Annotated in this window: 20 protein-coding genes; 6 read left to right on the top strand and 14 right to left on the bottom strand. The window is 69.5% G+C overall.

Going from position 1 to position 22,446, the window contains the following annotated elements; genetic code table 11:
- Positions 1–410: 410 nt before the first annotated feature.
- Positions 411–782, top strand: a complete 372-nt coding sequence (locus V6M37_RS05105) for a hypothetical protein (protein ID WP_332671444.1) — start codon at positions 411–413, stop codon at positions 780–782.
- The gene (locus V6M37_RS05100) at positions 779–1,768 is read left to right on the top strand and encodes a sodium-dependent transporter (RefSeq protein WP_332671443.1); all 990 of its coding nucleotides are present in this window, start codon (positions 779–781) and stop codon (positions 1,766–1,768) included. The genes V6M37_RS05105 and V6M37_RS05100 overlap by 4 nt, the downstream gene beginning before the upstream one ends.
- Before the next feature lie 174 nt (positions 1,769–1,942).
- On the opposite strand, the gene V6M37_RS05095 is transcribed toward V6M37_RS05100, so the two are convergent.
- From V6M37_RS05095 to V6M37_RS05060, 8 genes are all read right to left on the bottom strand, one after another.
- Positions 1,943–2,401: an Lrp/AsnC family transcriptional regulator gene (locus tag V6M37_RS05095; protein WP_332671442.1), complete on the bottom strand. Its 459-nt coding sequence runs from the start codon at positions 2,399–2,401 to the stop codon at positions 1,943–1,945.
- Between the two features lie 80 nt (positions 2,402–2,481).
- Complete coding sequence (locus tag V6M37_RS05090; protein ID WP_332671441.1) at positions 2,482–2,826, bottom strand: FKBP-type peptidyl-prolyl cis-trans isomerase; 345 nt, start codon at positions 2,824–2,826, stop codon at positions 2,482–2,484.
- Positions 2,827–2,859: 33 nt separating this feature from the next.
- Positions 2,860–3,423 (bottom strand): peptide-methionine (S)-S-oxide reductase MsrA, encoded by a 564-nt coding sequence (msrA, locus tag V6M37_RS05085; RefSeq protein WP_332671440.1) that lies wholly within the window; start codon positions 3,421–3,423, stop codon positions 2,860–2,862.
- A 61-nt stretch (positions 3,424–3,484) separates the two neighbouring features.
- The gene (locus V6M37_RS05080) at positions 3,485–7,618 is read right to left on the bottom strand and encodes a translocation/assembly module TamB domain-containing protein (RefSeq protein WP_332671439.1); all 4,134 of its coding nucleotides are present in this window, start codon (positions 7,616–7,618) and stop codon (positions 3,485–3,487) included.
- 141 nt (positions 7,619–7,759) lie between these two features.
- Positions 7,760–8,548: an indole-3-glycerol phosphate synthase TrpC gene (gene trpC / locus V6M37_RS05075; protein ID WP_332671438.1), complete on the bottom strand. Its 789-nt coding sequence runs from the start codon at positions 8,546–8,548 to the stop codon at positions 7,760–7,762.
- 7 nt (positions 8,549–8,555) lie between these two features.
- Positions 8,556–9,587, bottom strand: a complete 1,032-nt coding sequence (gene trpD / locus V6M37_RS05070; protein WP_332671437.1) for an anthranilate phosphoribosyltransferase — start codon at positions 9,585–9,587, stop codon at positions 8,556–8,558.
- Between the two features lie 48 nt (positions 9,588–9,635).
- Positions 9,636–10,202, bottom strand: coding sequence for an aminodeoxychorismate/anthranilate synthase component II (locus tag V6M37_RS05065; protein ID WP_332671436.1), 567 nt, complete (start codon positions 10,200–10,202; stop codon positions 9,636–9,638).
- 201 nt (positions 10,203–10,403) lie between these two features.
- The gene (locus tag V6M37_RS05060) at positions 10,404–10,682 is read right to left on the bottom strand and encodes a hypothetical protein (RefSeq protein ID WP_332671435.1); all 279 of its coding nucleotides are present in this window, start codon (positions 10,680–10,682) and stop codon (positions 10,404–10,406) included.
- Positions 10,683–10,916: 234 nt separating this feature from the next.
- Between V6M37_RS05060 and V6M37_RS05055 the strand changes: the two genes are divergently transcribed.
- Entirely contained in the window at positions 10,917–11,729 is an 813-nt protein-coding gene (locus V6M37_RS05055) for a transferase (RefSeq protein WP_442880992.1), read from the top strand.
- Between the two features lie 297 nt (positions 11,730–12,026).
- Positions 12,027–14,012 (top strand): GumC family protein, encoded by a 1,986-nt coding sequence (locus V6M37_RS05050; RefSeq protein ID WP_332671433.1) that lies wholly within the window; start codon positions 12,027–12,029, stop codon positions 14,010–14,012.
- A gap of 20 nt (positions 14,013–14,032) precedes the next feature.
- On the opposite strand, the gene V6M37_RS05045 is transcribed toward V6M37_RS05050, so the two are convergent.
- From V6M37_RS05045 to V6M37_RS05035, 3 genes are all read right to left on the bottom strand, one after another.
- Positions 14,033–14,374, bottom strand: a complete 342-nt coding sequence (locus tag V6M37_RS05045) for a zinc ribbon domain-containing protein YjdM (RefSeq protein ID WP_332671432.1) — start codon at positions 14,372–14,374, stop codon at positions 14,033–14,035.
- A gap of 220 nt (positions 14,375–14,594) precedes the next feature.
- The gene (gene trxC / locus V6M37_RS05040) at positions 14,595–15,035 is read right to left on the bottom strand and encodes a thioredoxin TrxC (protein ID WP_332671431.1); all 441 of its coding nucleotides are present in this window, start codon (positions 15,033–15,035) and stop codon (positions 14,595–14,597) included.
- A 229-nt stretch (positions 15,036–15,264) separates the two neighbouring features.
- Positions 15,265–16,392, bottom strand: a complete 1,128-nt coding sequence (locus V6M37_RS05035) for an aminotransferase class V-fold PLP-dependent enzyme (protein ID WP_332671430.1) — start codon at positions 16,390–16,392, stop codon at positions 15,265–15,267.
- A 315-nt stretch (positions 16,393–16,707) separates the two neighbouring features.
- Between V6M37_RS05035 and V6M37_RS05030 the strand changes: the two genes are divergently transcribed.
- A complete protein-coding gene (locus V6M37_RS05030; protein ID WP_332671429.1) occupies positions 16,708–18,078 on the top strand; it encodes a cystathionine beta-synthase in 1,371 nt (456 codons plus the stop codon).
- 22 nt (positions 18,079–18,100) lie between these two features.
- On the top strand, positions 18,101–19,249 hold the full coding sequence (locus V6M37_RS05025; RefSeq protein ID WP_332671428.1) for a trans-sulfuration enzyme family protein: 1,149 nt from the start codon (positions 18,101–18,103) through the stop codon (positions 19,247–19,249).
- A gap of 88 nt (positions 19,250–19,337) precedes the next feature.
- On the opposite strand, the gene V6M37_RS05020 is transcribed toward V6M37_RS05025, so the two are convergent.
- From V6M37_RS05020 to V6M37_RS05010, 3 genes are all read right to left on the bottom strand, one after another.
- Positions 19,338–20,165: a 3-keto-5-aminohexanoate cleavage protein gene (locus V6M37_RS05020; protein WP_332671427.1), complete on the bottom strand. Its 828-nt coding sequence runs from the start codon at positions 20,163–20,165 to the stop codon at positions 19,338–19,340.
- On the bottom strand, positions 20,162–21,514 hold the full coding sequence (locus V6M37_RS05015) for an aspartate aminotransferase family protein (protein WP_332671426.1): 1,353 nt from the start codon (positions 21,512–21,514) through the stop codon (positions 20,162–20,164). The genes V6M37_RS05020 and V6M37_RS05015 overlap by 4 nt, the downstream gene beginning before the upstream one ends.
- Before the next feature lie 71 nt (positions 21,515–21,585).
- Positions 21,586–22,446 (bottom strand): anthranilate synthase component I family protein (locus tag V6M37_RS05010; protein ID WP_332671425.1); only part of this gene is annotated, 861 nt, incomplete at its 5' end.

The following is a 22,446-nucleotide window of genomic DNA, read 5'->3' as shown; positions in this document are numbered from 1 at the left end:
GCGCGGCACGCGTGCGCGGGCGGGTGCGGGAGCAATCGCGGCAGCGCAGCGGTGCCGAACGCAAGAAATCCGCGAATTCCGCGTCAGCGGCGACAAGATTTTCCCGAAAGCCCGCAAACGGACGGCGAACCCGCACGAATCTTCTGCACCGGGCTGCTTAACATTTCCGTTCCTCATCGGCGGACCACGACGGCGATGAATACAAGAAAGCAAGGTGGAGACGATTTTTCGTGGGCGGGCGAACGCCGCGGCGACCCCCGCGTCGAACGCGCTGCAGCGTCTCCCCTTGAACGCGAATGCCCACGAGGCAAATCGGAGGAGACTCATGCGATCGAACGTTCGACACCCCGCCGCGTTGCGCGGTCGGCCCATCCCCGCACTTTTCGTTGCCGTGTGCGGGGGGTATTGAGATGGCTGCAATCGAAACGGCACACGGGACGCTCGCGATGGGCGCGGTGAAGGTGCACGACCACTGGTCCTCGCGGATCGGCTTCATCATCGCGGCCGTCGGCTCGGCAGTCGGGCTCGGCAATATCTGGAAATTTCCGTACATGGTCGGGCAGAGCGGCGGCGCCGCGTTCGTGCTCGTCTATCTCGGCTGCATCGCGCTGATCGGTTTGCCGATCATCGTCGCCGAGTGGTTGATCGGCCGGCGCGGCCAGAAGAACCCGATCAACACGCTGGCCGAAGTCGCGAAGGCGAGCGGTCGCGGGCGCGGCTGGGTGCTGGTCGGCGCAGGCGGCACGCTCGCCGCCTTCCTGACCTGTCGTTCTACAGCGTGATCGGCGGCTGGGCGCTCGCGTATTTCGCCGAGGCCGGCTCGGGTTCGTTCACCGGCATCGACAAGGACTCGGCGGCGGCGCTGTTCGCGGGCCTGCTCGCGAACCCCGGCCGGCTTCTCGCGTGGCACTCGGTGTTCATGCTGCTGACGGTCGGCGTGGTCGCGATGGGCGTGTCGACCGGCCTCGAGCGCGCGACGAAGCTGATGATGCCGGCGCTCGGCGTGATCCTGCTCGTGATGGTTGGCTACGGCACGACGACCGGCAGCTTCGGCGCGGCCGTCGATTACCTCTTCTCACCCGACTGGAGCAAGCTCGACGGCACCGTCGTGCTCGCCGCGCTCGGCCACGCGTTCTTCACGCTGTCGCTGGGGATGGGCGTGATGATCGCGTACGGCTCCTATCTTCGACAGGACATCGACCTCGTTCGCGCCGCGGCCACGGTCGCCGTCGCGGATACGACGATCGCGCTCACTGCCGGCCTCGCGATCTTCCCGATCGTGTTCGCGAACGGTCTCGATCCGTCGTCGGGACCGGGCCTCGTGTTCGTCACGCTGCCGCTCGCATTCGGCATCGGCGTGTTGTTCTTCGCGCTGCTGATCTTCGCCGCACTGACGTCGTCGATCTCGCTGCTCGAACCGGTCGTCGAACTGCTCGAAGAGCGCACACCGATGGGCCGGATCGCATCGAGCGTCGTCGCGGGCCTCGCGACCTGGGCGCTCGGCATCGCCGCGCTGCTGTCGTTCAACGCGTGGAGCGACGTCCTGATCTTCGGGCAGAACATCTTCGATCTACTCGACAAGCTGACGAGCAAGTTCCTGCTGCCGGCCTGCGGCCTAGGCGCGATCGTGTTCGTCGCATGGTTCCTCGACCGCGAGAGCGTGCGCAAGGACCTCGACCTCGGACCGGTCGGATTCGGGATCTGGAACGTGCTCGCCCGCTACGTCGCGCCCGCGGGGGTGATCGCGGTGTTTTGGGGCAGCCTGTAGGCGGGAATCGGACGCCTCCCCGCCGTGCGTCGGCACGAGCGCAACCGGGGCAATGCGCTCGCTCCGGACTGCCCGATTGTCCGGCCTCCTGCGTCGGACATCGCTGCGCTCGGTCCGACCTAGCCGTGGTAGGTCGGCGTGAGCCGCAGGCGAAGGCCGACCCGGGGTGCCCCGCTACAGCGGCAGCGCCGTCTCGTTCTTGATCTCGCGCAGCGCGACGCTCGAATGCGTTACGTCGACTTCCGGGAGCTTCAGCAGGAAGTTATGCATGAACGTCGAGAAAGCGTCGAGGTTCGGCAGATACAGCTTCAGCAGGCAGTCCGTCTCGCCGAGCAGTTCGTAGCACTCGACGACTTCGTTGCAGCCCTTCACGACGTTCTCGAAACGGTCGAGGACGTCGGCGCTGTGCTTCTTCAGCTTGACCCGCACCCAGACGCAAGTGCCGAAGCCGAGCTTGTGGCGATCGAGCAGTGCGACGTAGCCACGGATCAGCCCGGCCTCCTCCATTTCGCGGACGCGCCGCCAGCACGGTGACGGCGACAGGCCGACCTTTTCGGCGAGGTTCTGGGTGCTGAGCGACGAATCCTGCTGCAGCAGCGCGAGGATGCGCCGCTGGGCCTGATCGAGTTTCATGTCTGCGCCCCCGTTGCGTCGGGCCGCGCCCGGCGCGGGCGGAACCCGCGACCGCACGACGCAGCCTTCCCGTGCGCCGCTCAGTAGACTTTCAGCAGCTCGACTTCGAACACGAGCGTCGCGTTCGGCGGAATCACGCCGCCCGCGCCGCGCGCGCCATAGCCGAGCTCCGGCGGAATCGTCAGCTTGCGCTTGCCGCCTTCCTTCATCCCCTGCACGCCTTCGTCCCAGCCGCGGATCACGTGGCCGGCGCCGAGCGGAAACTCGAACGGGTCGTTGCGATCCTTGCTCGAGTCGAATTTGCGGCCGTCGGTCAGGCAGCCGGTGTAATGCACCGACACGCGCTTGCCTTTTTCGGCGGTCGCGCCGGTGCCGGCTTCGATGTCGTCGATGACGAGGCCGCTCGGGGTCGTGGTCTGGGTCATGCAGTTCTCCTGACGAGGGTAAAGGCGCGGATTCTACCCGCCCTGCTTGCGCCGGCTGGCGAACTTCTCGCGGAACTTCGCGATCTTCGGCGCGACGACGTATTGGCAGTACGACTGGTCGGCGTTGCGCGCGTAGTAGTCGCGATGGAACTCCTCGGCCGGCCAGAAGGTTTCGGCCATCTCGATCGTCGTCACGATCGCCGACGGATAGAGGCGCATCTCGCCCATTTCCTCGACCAGCGCGAGCGCATCATCGAGCTGCGCCTCGCTCGTCGCGAAGATCGCGGACCGGTACTGCGTGCCGACGTCATTGCCCTGCCGGTTCAGGCTGGTCGGATCGTGGACGACGAAGAAGATTTCGAGCAGGTCGCGGTAGGAAATCACCTGCGCGTCGAACTCGATGCGCACCGCTTCCGCGTGGCCCGTCCCGCCGTCGCAGACCTGACGATAGGACGGGGATTCGACGCGGCCGCCGATGTAACCCGACGTCACCGACTTCACCCCTTCCACATCCTTGAATACCGCTTCGAGACACCAGAAACAGCCGCCCGCGAGGATGGCGGTTTCATGTACCCCAGGCACTTCCTGTTCCGTCATACGGATCACCTCCTTTGGAACCGCTGCCCTTGTGACCCCGGTCGGGCGGCATGATTCCCGGTTATCTGAACGAGATCGTGTAATAGATATCCGCCGAATTGTCGCTGCCGCCGCGCGCGACGACGGACACCCGGCGCGTGAGCTGATACGTCAGCTTGACGAGTTTTTCGGCGCCGCCGAGACTCTGCTCGAAGGACAGGAACAGGTCGGACGACAGGCGCTTACCCAGCGACAGGACTTGTCCGCTGACAGTTCCCAGCCCGGGGGCGTCGGTGCCGTCGCCGACCACGCGGCTGGTCGGACTGCGCGTGGCGCCGGTGAGTTCGCCCTGCCCGATTGAAAACTGGTCGAACCCGAGGCTGCGCGACATCTGATCGGTCATCCCGCCGCCCGGCCCGCCGAGCAGCGCCTGGGCCGCGGGCAGCAGCATCCCGAGGTCGGCGCCGCTGCCGGCCGTCGGCGGACGTCCGAGGACGAGCCAGGACAGTTTTTCCGGGTCCGGCACGTTGGGTTCCGAGACGAGCCGCACTTGCGGGCGGCGCGCGCTGCCGACGATCGCGAGGCCGCCTTCGACCGCTAGGCCCTTGCGCAGCGCGACGATGTTGAGCCCCGGGTTGTCCAGCGGCCCCTGGAAGTTGATCCGCCCGCGCTCGATCGCGAGGTTCTGGCCGTAGCCGCGGAACGTGCCGCCGACCGCCGAGATCGTGCCGACCGCGCTGAGCGCTTCGCCATCGCGCATCCGCAGCCGCAGTTCTCCGGTTAGCCGCGTGTCGACGCCGAGCGCCGACAGGTAAAGGTGATCGCCGAGCGCGACGGCGACATCGGCGGAGAGCTTGAAGCCGCCTTTCTCCTGCGGCGCCTCGCTGCCGAGGACGACGACGTCGGCCGACAGGCTCGGCGGCGGCGTTTCCGCGAGTTCGACGTATCCCGCGTCGCCTGCGAATTCGGCATTGAGGTCGAGCGACGTCCACGTGCTGCGCGCCGTGCCGGCGCCCGACAGGATCAGCCAGCGGTCGGGGCGCTGCAGGATCGGCAGGCGGTCGGCGACGTAGCGGAACTCCCCGGCGCCGGTTTCGAGCGCGATTTCGCCGGAAGCCGACAGGCGTCCCGGCTCCTGCGTGAAGCGGTCCACGGGCACGCGGTTGTCACGCGGGCGCACGCGGTTCGGCGACACGAATTCGAGCCGCACGAGGCGCAGCGCGTCGCGATCGAACTCGGCCCGCAGTTCGCCCCCGGACAGGTGCAGGCCCTGGTCGACGAGCGCGATCGACAGTGCGCGACCGTCGATGCTGCCGCTCGCGCGCGGCTCGGCCGACGTGCCGGCGAGCGCGAAATCGGCGACGAGGCTGCCGCCCGTGACGATGTTTTCCTGCATCAGGCGGCCGAACCATGCGATCGACGGCATCGTCAGGCGCGCCGAGCCGAGCAGTTCGGCGTCCGGCGCGAGGCGCCAGCCTTCGACCGCGTCCCGCTCGGCGAGCGCGGTCACCGAACCGACGAGTTCGCCGAACTCGGTCCCGCGCGCGTCCCACGACAGCGCGAGCCGGTTGTCCCGCGCACTCAGCCGCGCCTCGAGACGTTCGAGGCCGAGCCGCGCGGCAATCTCGCCTTCGACGCGCAGGTCGCCCGCTTCGCGGAATACGCGCGCGGCCCCTTCAGCCGTCTCGCCAAGCCTCAGGTCCCATTCGGCGCCGAGCACGAGCGGTCCCGGCCCGCGGCGCGCGCTGCCGTCCGGGCGGCGCACGAGTCCGAGCGCGAGGCCGGTCAGCGACCCGCGCGCGATGGCGGACTCCGGCGTCCATTCGGTCGCCTCGAGCCGGATGCGCCCGCGCTCGCCCGCTTCGATGGTCGCCGCGCCGAGCGCGACGCGCTCCGCACCGGCGCGCAACCCGGCCGGGGCGGTCAGGCGCGACGGGAAGCGGCCGCTCGTTTCGAGCGACAGGACGCGGCCTTCCCAGACGAGGTCTGCGAGCGGACCGGGTTTCTCCACCGTTACGACGTCGGTCAGCCCGCCTTCGAGCCGCAAGCGCACCGTGTCCTTCTCCAGCCCGGTCGCGACGAGGTCGATCGTGTGCGCGCTGCCCCGCCCGGCGATGCCGAGCGTCGCTTCATCGACGAGGTTGCTTTCCTCGCCGCGGCCCAGCCCGCTGAGCGCGACCGCCAGCCGGACCTCCCCGTCGAGGCCGTCCGGGAGCCGCCCTTCGGCGTTCAGGCCGGCGACGCGCAGGCCGCCGGGCAGGCGCAGCGACTCGGCGAACAGCGCGAGCGTGCCGGAAGGCCGTTCGAGCGTGCCCGAGACGGTCCCTTCGGCGCGGGCGCTGCCGGCGAATCCGTCGCCGAGCGCCGCGAGCGCCGGCGCGTCGATGCGGAAAGCGAGGCGGTCTCCGGCGCGCCCCCACGCGCCGCGCGCGTGCACGGTGTTGCCGGCGACGACCAGATCGACGTCGCCGTCGACGAGGCGCCGCCCGTCGACTTTGACGCGGCCGCGGCCCGACACCGGCCGCCCGTCGAGGCGGCTCGGCCGCAGGTTCCACCCTACGTCGAAGCGCAGCGGATCGGCGAGGTCGGCGCGCGCTTCGAAATTCATGTTCAGGCTCGCTCCGGGCGCCGACGCGAAGAGCGCGTGCGGATCGAAACGCTCGAGCTCGCCGCTCGCGACGACGCGGCGAATCCCGGCGACCGTCCCGCTCACCGTCATCTCCCCGGTCGCCCGAACGCGCGCGTCGCCGACGCGGACGTCGATCTTCGCGGTCTGCACCGCCTCGTCCCCGGCCGCCTCGACCGTCCCGCGCACAAGCGCCGACGGCAGGCGCGCGTCGAGGCGGGCCGGATCGATGCCGGCGAGCTGCAGGTTCGCGACGAGGCGGCCGATGCCGCCGCCCGCAGTCCAGCCCGCGTTGCCGCCGACGGTCCCGGCGCCCGGGAGCTCGATCCGCAACGCGTCGGCGCTCGTCGCGGCGGGCGTCCAGCGCAATTGTGCGGCAAGGCGCTCGATCGGGAGCCCGCCGCGATCGAGCGTGTCGGGCCGGCGGTTCTCGACCGTAACCGGGCCGACGAGCGCCATCGCGTCGTCCGGCGCCGGCGCGAGATCCGCCTCGACCCGCAGCGCGGCCCGTGGCGCCGCGGCGTTGAACGCCGACGGGTCGATCTCGCCGAGCGCGGCGCGCAGCCGGCGCAGCGGCACGGGCTCAAACGGCGCGGCGAGGACGTCGGCGCTGCCGGTGAGCCCTGCGCCCTCGGCGTCGACGACGATGTGCGGCGCGACGAGATCGCCGTCTGCGCGGAAATTCAGTGCGTAGGCGTGCCCCGTCAGTTCGCCGCGCAAGCTGCCGGCCGCGCCGAGCGGAAAAGGCTGCGCGCCGCCGTCGATCTCGCCGGCAAGCCCGGCCTGCCCGAATGGGAGCGTCACCTGGAGCGCGTCGATGCGATGCCGCCGACCGTCGCTATGCACCGCCGCCGTCAGCGCGGACAGCTCGAACGTGACGCCGGGGGCGACGGGCTGCGCGGGAGCAGGTTCGGCGGAATCGGGTTCGGCGGGTTGAGGCGGTTCGGACGGTTGAGGCGGTTGAGGCGGTTGAGGCGGTTGAGACGGTTGAGATCGTTGGGACGGTTGAGACGATCGGGACGTTTCAGCCGACCGCGACGGTTGGGGCGGCGGGGCAGGTTTGCCCGATTCGGTGGGTGCGACGGGCGGGACCGGCTCCGGTGCGGGCGCCCCTTCCCCGGCCCATTCGACGATCGCGAGATGCCCGATTTCGAGCGCCGCGAGCGACAGCGAAACGGGCAGCGTCAGCTTCTGCGGCGGGCCGGACGGGGGCGCGGCTTCCTTCGGCGGCGTCGCGACCGAGACGTCGGCGATCGACAGCGCGGCGATCTCGAGATGGCGGTCGAGCAGCGCCGCCGGGTTCCAGTCGAGCGAAACGCCCTGCAGGCGCAGGCGCAGGTCGGCAGTGTCGACGCGCAACCCGTCGATCCGCAGCGGCCCGGCGAGACGGCCCGACGCCGCCTCGACGGCGACTTGTCCGCCGCTCAGGCGTTCGGCCGTCCGCGCCGCGAACCGCAATCCGGACTCGGTCGTCACGATCCACCCGGCGAACAGCGCCAGCGCCGCGACCGACAGTAGGACGACCACCAACACCGCGCCCGCGATCTGCGACGCGCGGCGTCTCGTCAGGGGTTTGTCGGCCGGTTCCATCGCGATCGTCGCTCAGGCGTCCCGGCCGTCGCTGCGACGCGCTGCGTTACCCACTCGCCGATTCCTCCGTGTCGCGCCGGACGCCCGGCCTGCCCCGGCGATCCTGCGAACGGCATTCCCGCCCGGGGCGCGAAGAACGGTTCAGCCGAACAGCGCGCGTAGGCCGTCGCCGGGGTTCGGCACACGCATGAACGCTTCGCCGACGAGGAAGGCATGGACCTTGTTCACGCGCATCAGCGCGACGTCTTCCGGCGTCACGATGCCCGATTCGGTGACGACGATGCGGTCGGCCGGCACACGCCCGAGCAGGTCGAGCGTCGTCTGCAGGCTGACGTCGAAGGTGCGCAGGTTGCGGTTGTTGATGCCGACGAGCGGCGTGCGAAGCTGCAGCGCGGTGTCGAGCTCGGCCGCGTCATGCACTTCGACGAGCACCGCCATGCCGAGGCTGTCGGCGACCGCTTCCATCTCGCGCATCGTGTCGAGATCGAGCGCCGCGACGATCAGCAGGATCGCATCCGCGCCCATCGCGCGCGCCTCGAACACCTGCCACGGGTCGACGAGAAAGTCCTTGCGCAGCGCCGGCAGCGCGCACGCCGCGCGGGCCGCCTGCAGATACATCGGCGCGCCCTGGAAGAACTGCCGGTCGGTCAGCACCGACAGGCAGGCCGCGCCCGAGCGCTCGTACTGCACGGCGATCTCGGCCGGGCGGAAATCCTCGCGAATCACGCCCTTGGACGGGCTCGCCTTCTTGACCTCGGCGATCACCGCAGCGCTTCCGGCGGCAATCTTCGCGCGGATCGCGCCGACGAAGTCGCGCGCCGGAGCCTGGGCTCCCGCTTCGGCACGGACCGCGCCGAGCGGCCGGGCGGCACTGCCGGCGGCGACTTCGTCGCGCTTGACCGCGAGGATTTTGTTCAGGATGTCGCTCATCTCGCGCTCAGCCGAACTTGCGGTTGAAGGTTACGAACTCGTCGAGCTTCGCGCGCGCCGCGCCGCTCTCGATGAGTTCGCGCGCACGGCCGATGCCGGCGGCGATCGAATCGACGAGGTTCGCGGTGTAGAGCGCGACACCGGCGTTCAGGATCACGATCTCGCGCGCCGGGCCGGGCCGGTTGTCGAGCACTCCGAGCAGCGTCGCCTTCGATTCCTCGGCGGTTTCGACGCGCAGGTTGCGCGTGCCCATCATCTGCAGGCCGAAGTCTTCCGGATGAATCTGGTATTCGCGGATCTCGCCGTCCTTGAGTTCGCCGACCATCGTCGCGGCGCCGAGACTGGCTTCGTCCATGCCGTCCATGCCATACACGACGAGTACGTGGTTCGCGCCGAGGCGCTGCATCACGCGCGCCTGGATGCCGACGAGATCGGGATGGAATACGCCCATCAAGGTGTTCGGCGCGCCGGCCGGGTTCGTCAGGGGGCCGAGGATGTTGAAGATCGTGCGCACGCCCATCTCGCGGCGCACCGCGGCGACGTTCTTCATCGCGCTGTGGTGCGCGGGGGCGTACATGAAGCCGATGCCGGTCGCCTCGATCGACTCGGCGACCTGCTCGGGCGCGAGGCCGAGCTTGACGCCGAGCGCTTCGAGGACGTCGGCCGCGCCGCTCTTCGACGACACGCTGCGCCCGCCGTGCTTCGCGACGCGCGCACCCGCCGCGGCCGCGACGAAGATCGTCGTCGTCGAGATGTTGAATGTGTTCGCGCCGTCGCCGCCGGTGCCGACGACGTCGAGGAAGTTGTTGTCCGGGCCGGGGACGGTCACCTTCGTCGCGAGTTCGCGCATCACGGTCGCCGCGGCGGTGATCTCGCCGATCGTTTCCTTCTTGACACGCAGGCCGGTGATGATCGCCGCCGTCATCAGCGGGGAGATTTCCCCGGCCATGATCTGGCGCATCAGCGACAGCATCTCGTCGTAGAAGATTTCGCGGTGGTCGATCGTACGTTGCAGCGCTTCCTGCGCAGTAATGGTCATGACGTCCCTTTTGCGGTGACCGGGCGCCGCGCGGCGCCGGGCCCGGTTTCAGTTCTGTTCGAGGAAATTCCGCAGCAGCTGGTGGCCCTGCTCGGAAAGGATCGATTCGGGGTGGAACTGCACCCCCTCGACTGCGAGGGTGCGGTGGCGCACGCCCATGATCTCGTCGTCGTCGGTCCACGCGGTGACTTCGAGGCAGTCGGGCAGGCTTTCGCGTTCGATCGCCAGCGAATGATAGCGCGTGCAGGTCACCGGGTTCGGCAGCCCGCGGAACACGCCCTGCCCTTCGTGGAAAACCGGCGAGGTCTTGCCGTGCATCAGGCGCTTCGCGTGGACGACCTTGCCGCCGAACGCCGCGCCGATGCTCTGGTGGCCGAGGCAGACACCGAGGATCGGCAGCTTGCCGGCGAATTCGCGGATCGCCGGCACCGAGATCCCGGCTTCGGCCGGCGTGCACGGCCCGGGAGAGATCACGAGTTGCGCGGGCTTCAGCGCCGCAAGCTGTTCGAGCGTCAGCTCGTCGTTGCGATACACCTTCACGTCCGCACCCAGCTCGCCGAAATACTGCACGAGGTTGTACGTGAAGCTGTCGTAGTTGTCGATCATCAGCAGCATAGTTGGCGTATCACCTTGATTTGACTGGACCGCGAGCGCGATGCCGTCACTTTGGTACCCGCTTTGCTACGCGCTATTTCCTGCCCTGGCACAACGCCGGATGAGACGGCATCCGAGCCGGGCATTATCGGCCGCGAACGGCTTTCGCGCAAAGGCGGCGGCCCGCTCGAAATGCGGACGCCGCCTTCGCCCGGGAGAAAGCTATGCCGCGACCGGCGGCGAATGCGATGCCCCGACGACGTCGGGCGGCTCGCCGAGCGGGGGCAACTCGGGGGCGGGCGTGTCCGGCTCGGTCTCCGGCCGCGCGGGACCCGGATCCGGGATTTCGGGCTTCGGCGGAATCGGGCGCGGCTCCTCGGGCACCGGCTGATCGGGCTTCGGGATCTCCGGCTTCGCCGGGGTCGTGTCCGGGATCTCGGGCTTGGGCTGCACCGGATTCGGAATTTCGGGGCCGGGACCGGCATGGAAAGGTCTCTTCATCGGAAATGTCTCCACTGCGAATCGGGTCGCGGGCTGGAACCGGGCATCGTCGAACCCGAGCCCCTGACGCCGGCCTTCGCCTGCGCCCCGCGCCGACCTACGCGTGCTGCCGTCCGCCGCTCCACCTGCTGCACCATTAACATCGGATCGACATTGAAAGCGTCACCGGTTGCAACGTAGTGTGCACCGGCTGAAAACGCGAATCGCGCGCAAGGAGTAAGGAACTTGGAGGACATGGAGGATCTGGTCGGCTGGTGCGGCCTGCTTTCACGGCGCGGCGACGGTCATCCGTTCATCGTCGACGCGGACGGCCAGCGTTCGCTGCAGTTCGACGGCGTGACGATCCAGAGCCAGATGGCGGTGGACGATCCCGACGGCCTCGCGCTCGACTACACGCGCTCGATGATGGGCTTCCTGCTGTTCCACCCCGCGCCGCGCCGCATCGCGATGATCGGGCTCGGCGGCGGTTCGCTCGTCAAGTACTGCCTCGCGACCCTCCCCGAGACCGCCGTGACCGCGGTCGAGATCAACCCGGAAGTCATCGCGCTGCGCGACGAATTCGGCATCCCTCCGGACGGCCCGCGCCTGAAGGTGCTGTGTCGCGACGGCGCCGACTACGTGCGCGATCCGGGGGAGGCGCCCGACGTGCTGATCGTCGACGGTTTCGACGTCGCCGGCATGCCGCGCCAGCTGTGCTCGGCAGGCTTCTACGATCACTGCTGCGCGATGCTGGCCGACGACGGGATGATGGTCGTGAACCTGTGGTCCGGCGATTCGCGCTACGGGCTCTACGCGTCGCGCATCCGCGACAGCTTCGACGACCGGGTCGTCGTCGTGCGCGCCGAGGAAGACACGAACCGCATCGTGTTCGCGAGCAAGGACCGGCGCTTCCCGCCCGCCCGCTCGCAACTGCTGCAACGCGCGCGCGCACTCGCCGCAGCCCACCCGATCGGAATGGTTCCGCTGGCGCAGCGCGTGCTGCATCGTCTCGATCGACGCCGCGAGCTCGGCGGCGACGACTGGCCGCGGGACCATCGGCGCCGCTGACGCGGCCTGCAGCCCGGGCGCGGCGTCCCCGGCCGGACTTCTTCCGCGACCCGCCCAGCCCGAGACTGTAAGCGGATGAATACGTGCATGTATTTTCCCGCGCACGGTGCTTCAATGAGCATACGTCGATGCATTCACGCAATCCGTCCGTCAAGTAGACGCGATGCGCTCAGGAAGGAGACAAGCAGATGGAAGATTCCGGTTCGGGCGCCCTCGTGATCCGCGCGGGCGCCGGTTCAGCCTGCGTCCGCCGGTACATCGCTTCGCGTCACTGCCGTCGCGGGGGGACCCGCTGAGATGATCCGCGACGACACCGGCCCTGCCAGCCTCGATCCGTTCTGGACCGGCATCGCCCCGACCTACCGCGCCGCGCCGGCGCTGCGGCGGCGCGTCGCGGTCTTCGGCGTCGCTTTTCTGCTCCTCGCCAGCCTGAGCCTGCTGTACGACTACTCGCGCCCGGCCGAGTACCGGACCGCGGCGCGGCTGCGGATCGACATGCCCGGCCACGGCGACACCGCCGACGAGCGCCGCAGCGCGAGCCGGGCCGCGTTCCTGACCGAAGTCGAAGTCCTCACGAGCCGCCCGACCGTCGACAAGGCGGTCGGCCGGCTCGCGATCATCGGCGTGCCGATGCCGGACGAGTCGCTCGATCCGGCCGAAGACTACCGGCGGATGCTGACCGCGACGCCGGTCGACGGGACGAACGTCGTGCAGCTCACCGCAAACGGCTCGCCGCCGGAGGTGCTCCCGACGCTCGTCAACACGCTGATCGACGTCTACCGCAACCAGCTCGCCGAGCGCTACCGGCAGGACTCCAGCAGCCGCGCGGCGAAGGCGCAGGCCGAAGCCGAGCGGCTCGCGGTGCGCGTGACCGAGAAGCGGGAAGCGCTCGACGAGTTCCGCAGCCGCCACGACATCGTCTCGCTCGAACGGGAGGAGAACCAGGTCCTCAGCCAGGTCAAGGGCGTGGGGCAATCGCTGAACATCGCGAACGACCGCCTCGTCGCCGCCGAAGCGAAACTGCGTTCCCTGCGCGATTCGGTCGCGGCCGGCAATCCGGTCGTCCGCGCGCGCGACAACCCGACGCTGTCGAACCTCGAGCAGCGCGCGTCGCAGCTGCGCGAGGAACAGCACGAGATGGAGCGCACCTACACGCCCGACTTCCTCGCGTTCGATCCACGCGCGAAGGCGCTGCGCATGCGGCTCGCGAACCTCGACGAGCAGATGAAGCAGGTCCGGGAGGGAGGCCAGCGCGCGGCGCTGAACGAGGCCGAAGAGGAAGTCACGGCGGCGCGGGCGGCCGTCGAGCGCCTGAAGCAGCAGGCGGGCGGCGACCGTCGTGCGGTGCAGGCGTTCACCGCGCGTCTCGGCGAATTCAAGGCGATGCAGGAGGAGCTCGCCGGGCTTGAGGACATGCACCGCGCCGCGGTCGTGCAGGCGACCGGGCTGCAGGCGGCCGAGCGGATCCGCGTGCCGGAGATCACGCTGCTCGAAGCGGCGTTCGCGCCCGGCGAGCCGTGGCGCCCGCAATACGGGCGGGACGCGGCGATCGGCGTGTCGGCGTCGCTGCTCCTCGCGCTGCTCGCGACGTGGATCGTCGAGCTTTTCAACCGCACGCCTGCGGGCCCGTCGCTGGTCGTCGCGCCGGCCTGGGTGCGCAGCCTGCAGGCGCCCGCGGCCCGCACACCCGAACCACTCGCGGGCATCTCGCCTTCGGCGCTGCTCGCGGGCGCCGCGCAACTGCCGCGCGAACTCAACGACGCCGAGATCGCGCAACTGCTCGACGAGCTGCCCGATGACCTTGGCATCGTCGCGCTCGGCCTGCTTTCGGGCCTGTCGATCGACGAGATCGCGCGGCTCGAATGGGCCGCGGTGGATCTCGAGCACCGGCGCATCCGGCCGCCCGACCGGACGCTGCGGCTGTCGCCGGCCTTCGAGCGGCAACTCGACGCTTATCGCGGCAGGCGCGGGGACGCGGACGGCGGCCTGGTCGTTCCGGCGCCGCTACGGACACGCGAGGCGGTCGACGCCGCGCTCCTTTATGCCGCGCATGACGCCGGTCTCGCCGGCGCCGACGAGATCACGGCCGCGAGCCTGCGCCACAGCTACGTCGCGTACCTCGTGCGCCAGGGCGTGCGCTTCGCGGACCTCGCCGGCATCGTCGGGCGGCTCCCGGCCGATCTGCTCGGCGCCTACACCGCGCTGTCGCCGGCCGGCAGGAAGCGGGCGCTCGACGAAATCGATCTGTTCCACCCGGCGCTGCGCCAGATCCGCTTCGGGTAAAAAGCGGGCGGCGAAGGCCTTCAGACCTTCTTCAGGTAACAGGCCTTCAGCATGAAGTTGCCGGCATCCATCCGGCAATCGACTTCGTGGTCCCCGCCGACGAGGCGGATGCTCTTGACCTTCGTGCCGACCTTCAGCGTGATCGACGATCCCTTGACCTTCAGGTCCTTGATCAGCACGACCGAGTCGCCGTTCGCGAGCACGTTGCCGTTCGCGTCCTTCACGGCCGCGTCCGCGTCGTCTTCGGCATCCCCGGCGGCGGCGATCGGCCATTCATGGCCACAGTCCGCGCAGACATAGTTGTCGCCGTCAGGGTAGGTGTTTTCCATCGCGCATTGCGGGCAGGCTGGGATCGTGGACATGGTTCTTTCGGGTATCGGGTCGATCGGAGGCCGCGAGTATCGGCGCCCGAACCCGCCCACGCAACCATTCCGCGAAACCGCGCAATATCCGGCGAGGGTCGAGACGCGCTGCAACAGCGCGATCACGAGCGGACGCCCGAACGAACGACGACGACCCTGACCGGCGGGCGGCGCGCGCGCTCCGCCCCGAGACGTGCCGAGACCGGGCGGCGGGGCCGGCTTAGATGCCCTGCCCGCGGACCCATTGCAGGATCTGTCCGCTGTTCATCGCGCCGGCCTGGCGGGCGACTTCGCGCCCCGCGCGGAACAGCACGATCGTCGGGATGCTGCGGATCGCGTAGCGCGCGGCGAGATCCTGCGCTTCCTCGGTATTCACTTTCGCGAGCCGCACGCGCGGTTCGAGTTTCGCCGCGGCTTCCTCGAACGCCGGCGCCATCATCCGGCACGGCCCGCACCACGACGCCCAGAAATCGACGAGCAGCGGCACGTCGCTGCGCCCCGCGTGCAGGTCGAAGCTCGCCGAATCGAGCGCGACCGGGTGTCCGGTGAAGAGCGGCCGATGGCATTTGCCGCAATTCGGCCCTTCGGCGACCCGGGCACCGGGCACGCGGTTCGGCGCGTGACAGTGCGGACAGGCGATCGTGAGATTGTCGGTCGTCATTTCAGCTCCCGTTTTCGCGGATGGACGAAACGTGGTGGACCGGGGTGGTTCCGAAACGATCCGGGCGGCGGTAACCGGGACGGTGCCGGGGCGAGTCCTGGCGGAGTCCCGCCCTGTCGCAGCGGGGTCGCGGCGGGGTCGCGGCGCCGGAGCGTCGACCGAGTCCGCCGCGATCACCCGCAAAGGCTTATTGCCCGGCAGTCAAATACCGTTCGGGTTGAGCACCGCGTCAGAGGATCCGGTTCAGCGCGTCTTCGAGGTTGCGGACCGTGCGGCCCGGGTCGTGCAGCTTGTCGAGCCCGAACAGGCCGAGGCGGAAAGTGCGGAAATCCGTTCCCTCGTCGCATTGCAGCGGCACGCCCGCGGCGGCCTGCAGCCCGGCGCCGAGGAAGCGCCGGCCGGACTGGATTTCCGGGTCGTCGGTGTAGCTGACGACGACGCCGGGCGCCTCGAAGCCCGCGGCGGCGACGCTCGGGAAGCCCTTGCGCACGAGCAGCGCACGGACCCGTGCGCCGAGCTCGACTTGCTCCGCCTTCACCTTGTCGAAGCCGTAGGCCTCGGTTTCCTGCATGACGTCGCGAACGCGCGCAAGGGCGTCGGTCGGCATCGTCGCGTGATACGCATGGCCGCCGTTTTCGTAGGCTTCCATGATCTGCAGCCATTTGCGCAGATCGCACGCGAAGCTCGTGCTCGTCGTCTCGTCGATTCGCGCGCGCGCGCGCTCGCCGAGCATCACGAGGCCGCAGCACGGCGGCCCGCTCCAGCCCTTTTGCGGCGCGCTGATCAGGATGTCGACGCTGTTTCCGACCATGTCGACCCACATCGTTCCGGACGCGATGCAGTCAAGCACGAAGAGGCCGCCGACCGCGCGCACCGCTTCGCCGACCGCGCGCACGTAATCGTCGGGCAGCATCATCCCGGAGGCGGTCTCGACGTGCGCCGCGAACACGACGTCCGGCCGCTCGCTGCGGATCGTGCGAACGACTTCTTCGATCGGCGCCGGCGCGAACGGCGCCTTTGCGTCGTCGACCAGCCGGCGCGCCTTCAGCACGGTCGAAGCCGAAGGAATACCGCCCATGTCGAAGATCTGCGTCCAGCGGTAGCTGAACCAGCCGTTGCGGATCACCAGGCAGCGCTTGCCGGTGGCGAACTGGCGCGCGACCGCCTCCATCGCGAACGATCCGCTGCCGGGCACGATCACGGCCGCCTTCGCGCGATACACGTCGCGCAGGATCTTCGAAATATCCCGCATGACGCCCTGGAACTTCTGCGACATGTGGTTCAGCGCGCGGTCGGTATACACGACCGAATATTCGAGCAGTCCCTGGGGGTCGACATCGGACAACAGACTGGGCATCGCGATCTCCGGCGAAGGGGAATGAGCGGGGAGCTTAGCACGTCGTCCTCGGGCTGCAGCGGCGCCGGCTGCGCGCTTACCGGGAGCGAGGTAGCGCCTGCCGGGCTTTCCCGATCGTCGGTTGGGGCGGACGGCGACGGCAGGACGCTGCCCGGTTCGGCTGATGCGTCCAGCCGTTCAGACGCGAGCACGCCGCCGAAGCTCGCCCTTTCAGCGACTCGGGGCGCCTGAACTCGACCCGGCTCCCGCCGTCGCGAACTCCGTGCGCCTTTCGGCTGTCGCACGGGGCAGACCCCGGATCGGGAGGAGACGGCGATGGCACCCTCGAGCCTGCTTGACCTCATCGGCAACACGCCGCTGATGCCGATCACCCGCATCGACACCGGTCGCTGCGAGCTTTTCATCAAGCTCGAAAACCAGAACCCCGGCGGCTCGATCAAGGACCGCATCGCCGTGGCGATGATCGAGGCGGCCGAGCGCGACGGCCGCCTGCGGCCCGGCGGCACGCTGATCGAAGCGACCGCCGGCAACACCGGGCTCGCGCTCGCGCTGGTCGGCCTCGCGAAGGGCTACCGCACGAAACTCGTGCTGCCCGACAAGATGAGCCAGGAGAAGGTCTTCCATCTGCGCGCGCTCGGCGCCGAGATCGTGATGACGCGCTCGGACGTCGGCAAGGGCCACCCGGAGTATTACCAGGACATGGCCGAGGCGCTCGCCGCGAAGACGCCGGACTCGGTCTATATCAACCAGTTCGGCAACCCGGCGAATCCCGACGCGCACGAGAAGACGACCGGCCCCGAAATCTGGGCGCAGACCGACGGCCGGCTCGATGCGGTCGTCTGCGGGGTCGGCAGCGGCGGCACGCTGACCGGGCTGACGCGCTATTTCCGCGCCGTCGCGCCGCACGTGAAGATGGTGCTCGCCGACCCGGCGGGCTCGGTGCTCGCGCATTTCGTCGCCACCGGCGAAATGACCGAGGCCGGATCGTGGCTCGTCGAAGGCATCGGCGAGGATTTCATCCCGCCGATCGCGGATCTCTCGGGCGTTGCCGCGGCCTACACGATCGACGACGCGGAAAGCTTTTCCGCCGCGCGCGAACTCCTCGCGAAGGAAGGCGTCCTCGCGGGTTCGTCGTCGGGAACGCTGCTCGCGGGGGCGCTGCGCTACTGCCGCAGCCGCGAGCAACCCGAGCGCGTCGTGACTTTCGCGTGCGACAGCGGCAACAAGTACCTGTCGAAGATGTTCAACGACTATTGGATGTACGACCAGGGCTTCCTGACGCATCCGGCCGCCGGCGGGCTCACGGACCTCGTGCAGCGCCGCTACGCCGAAGGCTCGGTCGTCACCGTGCGGCCCGACGACACACTGCTGACCGCGTTCGGCCGTTTCAAGCTCTACCAGGTGTCGCAGCTGCCGGTCGTCGATGCCAACCGCGTCGTCGGCATCATCGACGAGTCCGACGTGCTGCACGCGGTCGTCAGCGAGACGACGCACTTCGGCGATACGGTGTCGTCGGTGATGAGCACGCGGCTGGAGACGCTGCAGCCCGACGCGTCGCTCACCCGCGTGATGCAGATTCTCGACCAAGGCATGGTCGCGATCGTCATGGACGGCGACGCCTTCGTCGGCCTCATCACGCGCATCGACCTTCTCAACCATCTGCGGCGCAGGATCAAGCGGCCGTGAAGGACATGAAGGGGTGACGGACATGAACGGATTCTCGACGCGCGCGGTGCACGCGGGCCAGGCGCCGGACCCCTCCACCGGCGCGGTGATCCCGCCGATCTATGCGACGTCCACCTACTCGCAGTCGAGCCCCGGCGTGCATCAGGGCCTCGATTACGCGCGCAGCCACAACCCGACGCGCTGGGCGTACGAGCGCTGCCTCGCGGCGCTGGAGGACGGGACGTCCGGTTTCGCGTTCGGCTCCGGGATGGCGGCGATCGCGAGCGTGCTCGAACTGCTGGATGCCGGCGCGCACGTCGTCGCGCTCGACGACCTGTACGGCGGCACGCGGCGACTGTTCGAGCGCGTGCGGCGGCGCTCCGCGGGGCTGCGCTTCACGTACTCGGCGCTCGCGTCCGAAGCCGATCTCGATGCGGCGATCACGCCGGAGACGCGGATGGTCTGGATCGAAACGCCGAGCAACCCGCTGCTGAAGCTCGTCGACCTCGAGATGGTCGCGCGCGTCGCGAAGCGCCGCGGCGTCCTCGCCGTCGCCGACAACACTTTCGCGTCGCCGTGGATCCAGCGCCCGCTCGCGGCCGGCTTCGACGTCGTCGTGCATTCGGCGACGAAGTACCTCAACGGCCATTCGGACGTCGTCGGTGGCATCGCGGTCGTGCGCGACGCCGGGCTCGCCGAACGGCTCGGTTTCCTGCAGAACGCGGTCGGCGCGATCCCGGGCCCGTTCGACTGTTTCCTCGTCAATCGCGGGCTGAAGACACTCGGACTGCGGATGCAGCGCCACTGCGACAACGGGCTCGCGGTCGCGCAATGGCTCGCGGCGCACCCGAAAGTCGAGCGCGTGCTCTATCCCGGCCTGCCGGACCACCCGCAGCACGCGCTCGCGTGCCGCCAGATGCGCGGCTTCGGCGGCATGGTGACTGCCGTCCTGAGCGGCGGCGAAGCGGAGGCGCGGCGCTTCCTCGAACGCTGCGAACTGTTCACGCTCGCCGAGAGCCTCGGCGGCGTCGAGAGCCTGATCGAGCACCCGGCGATCATGACCCACGCGTCGGTGCCGGCGGACGTGCGCGCGGCGCTGGGGATCGGCGACGCGCTGGTGCGGCTGTCGGTCGGCATCGAGGACATCGACGACCTGATCGGCGACCTGGCGCAGGCGCTGGAGGCGGTGTAACGACGCCGAAGCCGTCGAAACCGGGGGTCCGGCCGGGCGAAGGGGTGCCGGCCTCACGCCTGCATAACCCCGAGCACGCCCGCCGCCGTCAGCGTGCCCGAATGCCGAAGGCCTGCCTCACGTCGTCCGGGGCCATCGCGCCGATGCCGAGTTCCCGGAGAATGTTCCGCAGCCGCCGGACCTGCTCCGCGTTGCCGGCGAGCGGCGTACCGTCGGCGGCAACGAGGTTGTTCTCGAAGCCGACACGGCAATGGCCGCCGGCGAGCGCCGCCTGGACGACGCAGGCGAGTTCCGGCGCGCCGAACGCGCACAGCCCCCAGCGCCAGCCTTGCGGGACATGCGGCAGATAGTCGAACAGTTCGGCCGGCCGACTGACGGCCCCGGCGCGGCGACCGAGCACGAACAGCACGAAAGGCTGAGCCTGTGGCAGCCAGCCCGCGTCGTGCCAGCGCCGCAAGCGGTCGAGTTCGTCGCGATGATAGACGATGTACTGCGGCACGGTGCCCGCGGCCGCGACTTCGGCGAGGAAGTCGCGCACTTTCGCGTGCTGTGCGGCGTCGTCCGGGTCGAGCAGTTCGGTGAGGTTGAAGCTCATCATCTCCGGCGCGAGGCCGCGGAACGCCGCGATCATGTCGTCCGGCGCGAAGGCGCCCGCGCGCTCGGTCGTCGGCTGGATGACGATGTCGCAGGCTTCGCGCACCGCCGCGATCGCGTCGCGGTAGCATCCGACGTCGAGGCTGTGCCGGCCGTCCAGTCCGCGCACGTGCAGATGCAGGATCGACGCGCCGGCCGCATAACAAGCTGCCGCGTCGGCGGCGATTTCGGCTGGCGTCAGCGGAAGCGCCGCGTGGTCGGCCTTGCCGCGCCGCGCGCCGTTCGGCGCGACGGTGATCGAGACCGGCGCAAGAATGCTCATTGGCGCGCGCCGACCTCGGCGACCGCAGCGTCGATCGACCGGACCAGCAGTTCGACGATTTCGTCGAGTTGCGCGCGCGTGACGATGAACGGCGGCGCGATCAGCACGTGGTCGCCGCGGCGCCCGTCGATCGTGCCGCCCATCGCGTAGACGATCAGGCCGTTGGCGAACGCGGCGTCGCCGAGCACGCGGTGGAACGCGAGCTCGGGCTCGAACGGCGTCTTCGTTTCGCGGTCGGCGACGAACTCGATGCCGACGAACAATCCCCGGCCGCGAATGTCGCCGACCTGCGGGTGGCCGCCGAGCGCGCCGCGCAGCCGTCCGATCAGTTCGTCGCCGAGCGTCCGGCTCGCCTCGACGAGCCGGTGCTGTTCGAGGTAGCGGATCACCGCGACGCCCGCGGCGGTCGCGAGCGGATGCCCCATGTAGGTGTGGCCGTGCTGGAAGACGTTGCGCCGGCGGTGGAAGGTTTCGATGATGCGGTCGTGCACGAGCGTCGCACCGATCGGCACGAACCCGGCGGCGAGCCCTTTCGCGAGGCAGATCAGGTCCGGCACGACGCCGAACTGGTCGATCGCGAACCACGTGCCGCAGCGCCCGAGGCCCGTCATCACCTCGTCGGCGATCAGCAGCACGTCGTACTTGTCGCAGATCTGGCGGATGCGCCGGAAATAATCGTCGCGCGGCACGAGAGCGCCGGCGGTCGCGCCGACGATCGGCTCGGCGATGAAGGCCGCAACGCTCTCGGGGCCGGCTTCGAGAATCGCGCGCTCGAGGTCGTCGGCGCACGGCAGCGAACAGGTGTCCGGCGTCTTGTCGAACGGGCAGCGGTAGCAGTAGCACGCGGCGACGCGCGGCGCCTTGAACAGCATCGGCTCGTACACCGCGCGCCGCCAGCGGTTGCCGCCCGCCGCCAGCGCGCCGAGCGTGTTGCCGTGGTAGCTCTGCTCGCGCCCGAGGATCATCCACTTGTCCGGGCGCCCCATCTGCACCCAGTACGCGCGCGCCATCTTCATCGCCGACTCGACCGCTTCCGATCCGCCGGAGACGAAGTAGACGTGATTCAGCCCGGGCGGCGCCCGCTCGGCGAGGAGCCGCGCGAGTTCCTCCTGGGACGGGTTCGTGAACTGGCTCGTATGCGCGAACTCGACGCGATCGAGCTGCGCCTTGATCGCGTCGGCGATCTCGGGCACCGAATGGCCGAGCGCCGAGACGACGGCGCCGCCGCACGCGTCGAGGTAGCGTTTGCCGTTCTCGTCGAATAGGTACGGCCCTTCACCCCGCGCGACCGTCGGATAGCGCGTGAAGGGGTTGCGGTAAAAGACATGCGTCTCGTCGTTCGCCAGCATCCGGTTTCCTCCCTGCCGCCTTCGACGCGGGGGTGCGCAGCGTTCGACCGCCGCGGCCGCGCCGCCCTGCGTCAATCGACCCGCGTGTCGAGGCCGGATTCGGCCATCTCCGCGGCGCGCAGCATCGCGCGCGCCTTGTTCTGCGTCTCGGTCCATTCGGAGTCGGGATTCGAATCCGCGACGATGCCGGCGCCGGCCTGGACGTGGATCTGGCCGTCCTTGATCACCGCGGTGCGGATCGCGATCGCGAGGTCCATGTCGCCGTGGAAGCCGATGTAGCCGGCCGCCCCGGCATAGATGCCGCGCTTGACCGGTTCTAACTCGTCGATGATTTCCATCGCGCGCAGCTTCGGCGCGCCCGACACCGTGCCCGCCGGGAAGGTCGCGCGCAGCACCGCGAGCGCGTTGAGCCCGTCCTTGAGGCGCCCTTCGACGTTCGACACGATGTGCATCACGTGGGAATAGCGTTCGACGGTGAATTGCTCGGTGACTTTCACCGTGCCGATTTCGGCGACACGCCCGGCGTCGTTGCGGCCGAGGTCGAGGAGCTGCAGGTGCTCGGCGCGCTCCTTCTCGTCGGCGAGCAGATCCGCCTCGAGCGCGACGTCGTCCGTCGCGGTCGCGCCGCGCGGGCGGGTGCCGGCGATCGGCCGCACCGTGACGCGCTTGCCGTCGCCGTCCTCGTCGAGTCGCACGAGGATTTCCGGCGACGCACCGACGACGTGGAAGTCCTCGAAATTGAAGTAGAAGAGATACGGCGACGGGTTCAGCGTGCGGATCGCGCGATAGAGCGCCATCGGGCTCGCCGTGTACGGCTTGCTCATGCGCTGCGACAGCACGACCTGCATGATGTCGCCGTCGATGATGTACTGCTTCGCGCGGTTCACCGCGACCTTGAACGCGTCCTCGCCGAAGCTCGACGTCGCGGGCTG

Source organism: Aromatoleum sp., assembly GCF_036675785.1.
Classification (GTDB): domain Bacteria; phylum Pseudomonadota; class Gammaproteobacteria; order Burkholderiales; family Rhodocyclaceae; genus Aromatoleum.
Note: the sequence above shows the minus strand (reverse complement) of the source record. Positions and strands in the feature narration are given on the sequence as shown.

Coding starts and splice junctions, on each gene's coding strand:
- V6M37_RS05060 (WP_332671435.1), bottom strand. CDS start 10,682: ATGAAGAGACCTTTCCATGCCGGTCCCGGCCCCGAAATTCCGAATCCG.
- V6M37_RS05025 (WP_332671428.1), top strand. CDS start 18,101: ATGAACGGATTCTCGACGCGCGCGGTGCACGCGGGCCAGGCGCCGGAC.
- V6M37_RS05065 (WP_332671436.1), bottom strand. CDS start 10,202: ATGCTGCTGATGATCGACAACTACGACAGCTTCACGTACAACCTCGTG.
- V6M37_RS05095 (WP_332671442.1), bottom strand. CDS start 2,401: ATGAAACTCGATCAGGCCCAGCGGCGCATCCTCGCGCTGCTGCAGCAG.
- V6M37_RS05090 (WP_332671441.1), bottom strand. CDS start 2,826: ATGACCCAGACCACGACCCCGAGCGGCCTCGTCATCGACGACATCGAA.
- trxC (WP_332671431.1), bottom strand. CDS start 15,035: ATGACGACCGACAATCTCACGATCGCCTGTCCGCACTGTCACGCGCCG.
- trpC (WP_332671438.1), bottom strand. CDS start 8,548: ATGAGCGACATCCTGAACAAAATCCTCGCGGTCAAGCGCGACGAAGTC.
- V6M37_RS05080 (WP_332671439.1), bottom strand. CDS start 7,618: ATGGAACCGGCCGACAAACCCCTGACGAGACGCCGCGCGTCGCAGATC.
- V6M37_RS05035 (WP_332671430.1), bottom strand. CDS start 16,392: ATGCCCAGTCTGTTGTCCGATGTCGACCCCCAGGGACTGCTCGAATAT.
- msrA (WP_332671440.1), bottom strand. CDS start 3,423: ATGACGGAACAGGAAGTGCCTGGGGTACATGAAACCGCCATCCTCGCG.
- V6M37_RS05055 (WP_442880992.1), top strand. CDS start 10,917: ATGGAGGATCTGGTCGGCTGGTGCGGCCTGCTTTCACGGCGCGGCGAC.
- V6M37_RS05020 (WP_332671427.1), bottom strand. CDS start 20,165: ATGAGCATTCTTGCGCCGGTCTCGATCACCGTCGCGCCGAACGGCGCG.
- V6M37_RS05015 (WP_332671426.1), bottom strand. CDS start 21,514: ATGCTGGCGAACGACGAGACGCATGTCTTTTACCGCAACCCCTTCACG.
- V6M37_RS05030 (WP_332671429.1), top strand. CDS start 16,708: ATGGCACCCTCGAGCCTGCTTGACCTCATCGGCAACACGCCGCTGATG.
- V6M37_RS05105 (WP_332671444.1), top strand. CDS start 411: ATGGCTGCAATCGAAACGGCACACGGGACGCTCGCGATGGGCGCGGTG.
- V6M37_RS05050 (WP_332671433.1), top strand. CDS start 12,027: ATGATCCGCGACGACACCGGCCCTGCCAGCCTCGATCCGTTCTGGACC.
- V6M37_RS05045 (WP_332671432.1), bottom strand. CDS start 14,374: ATGTCCACGATCCCAGCCTGCCCGCAATGCGCGATGGAAAACACCTAC.
- trpD (WP_332671437.1), bottom strand. CDS start 9,587: ATGACCATTACTGCGCAGGAAGCGCTGCAACGTACGATCGACCACCGC.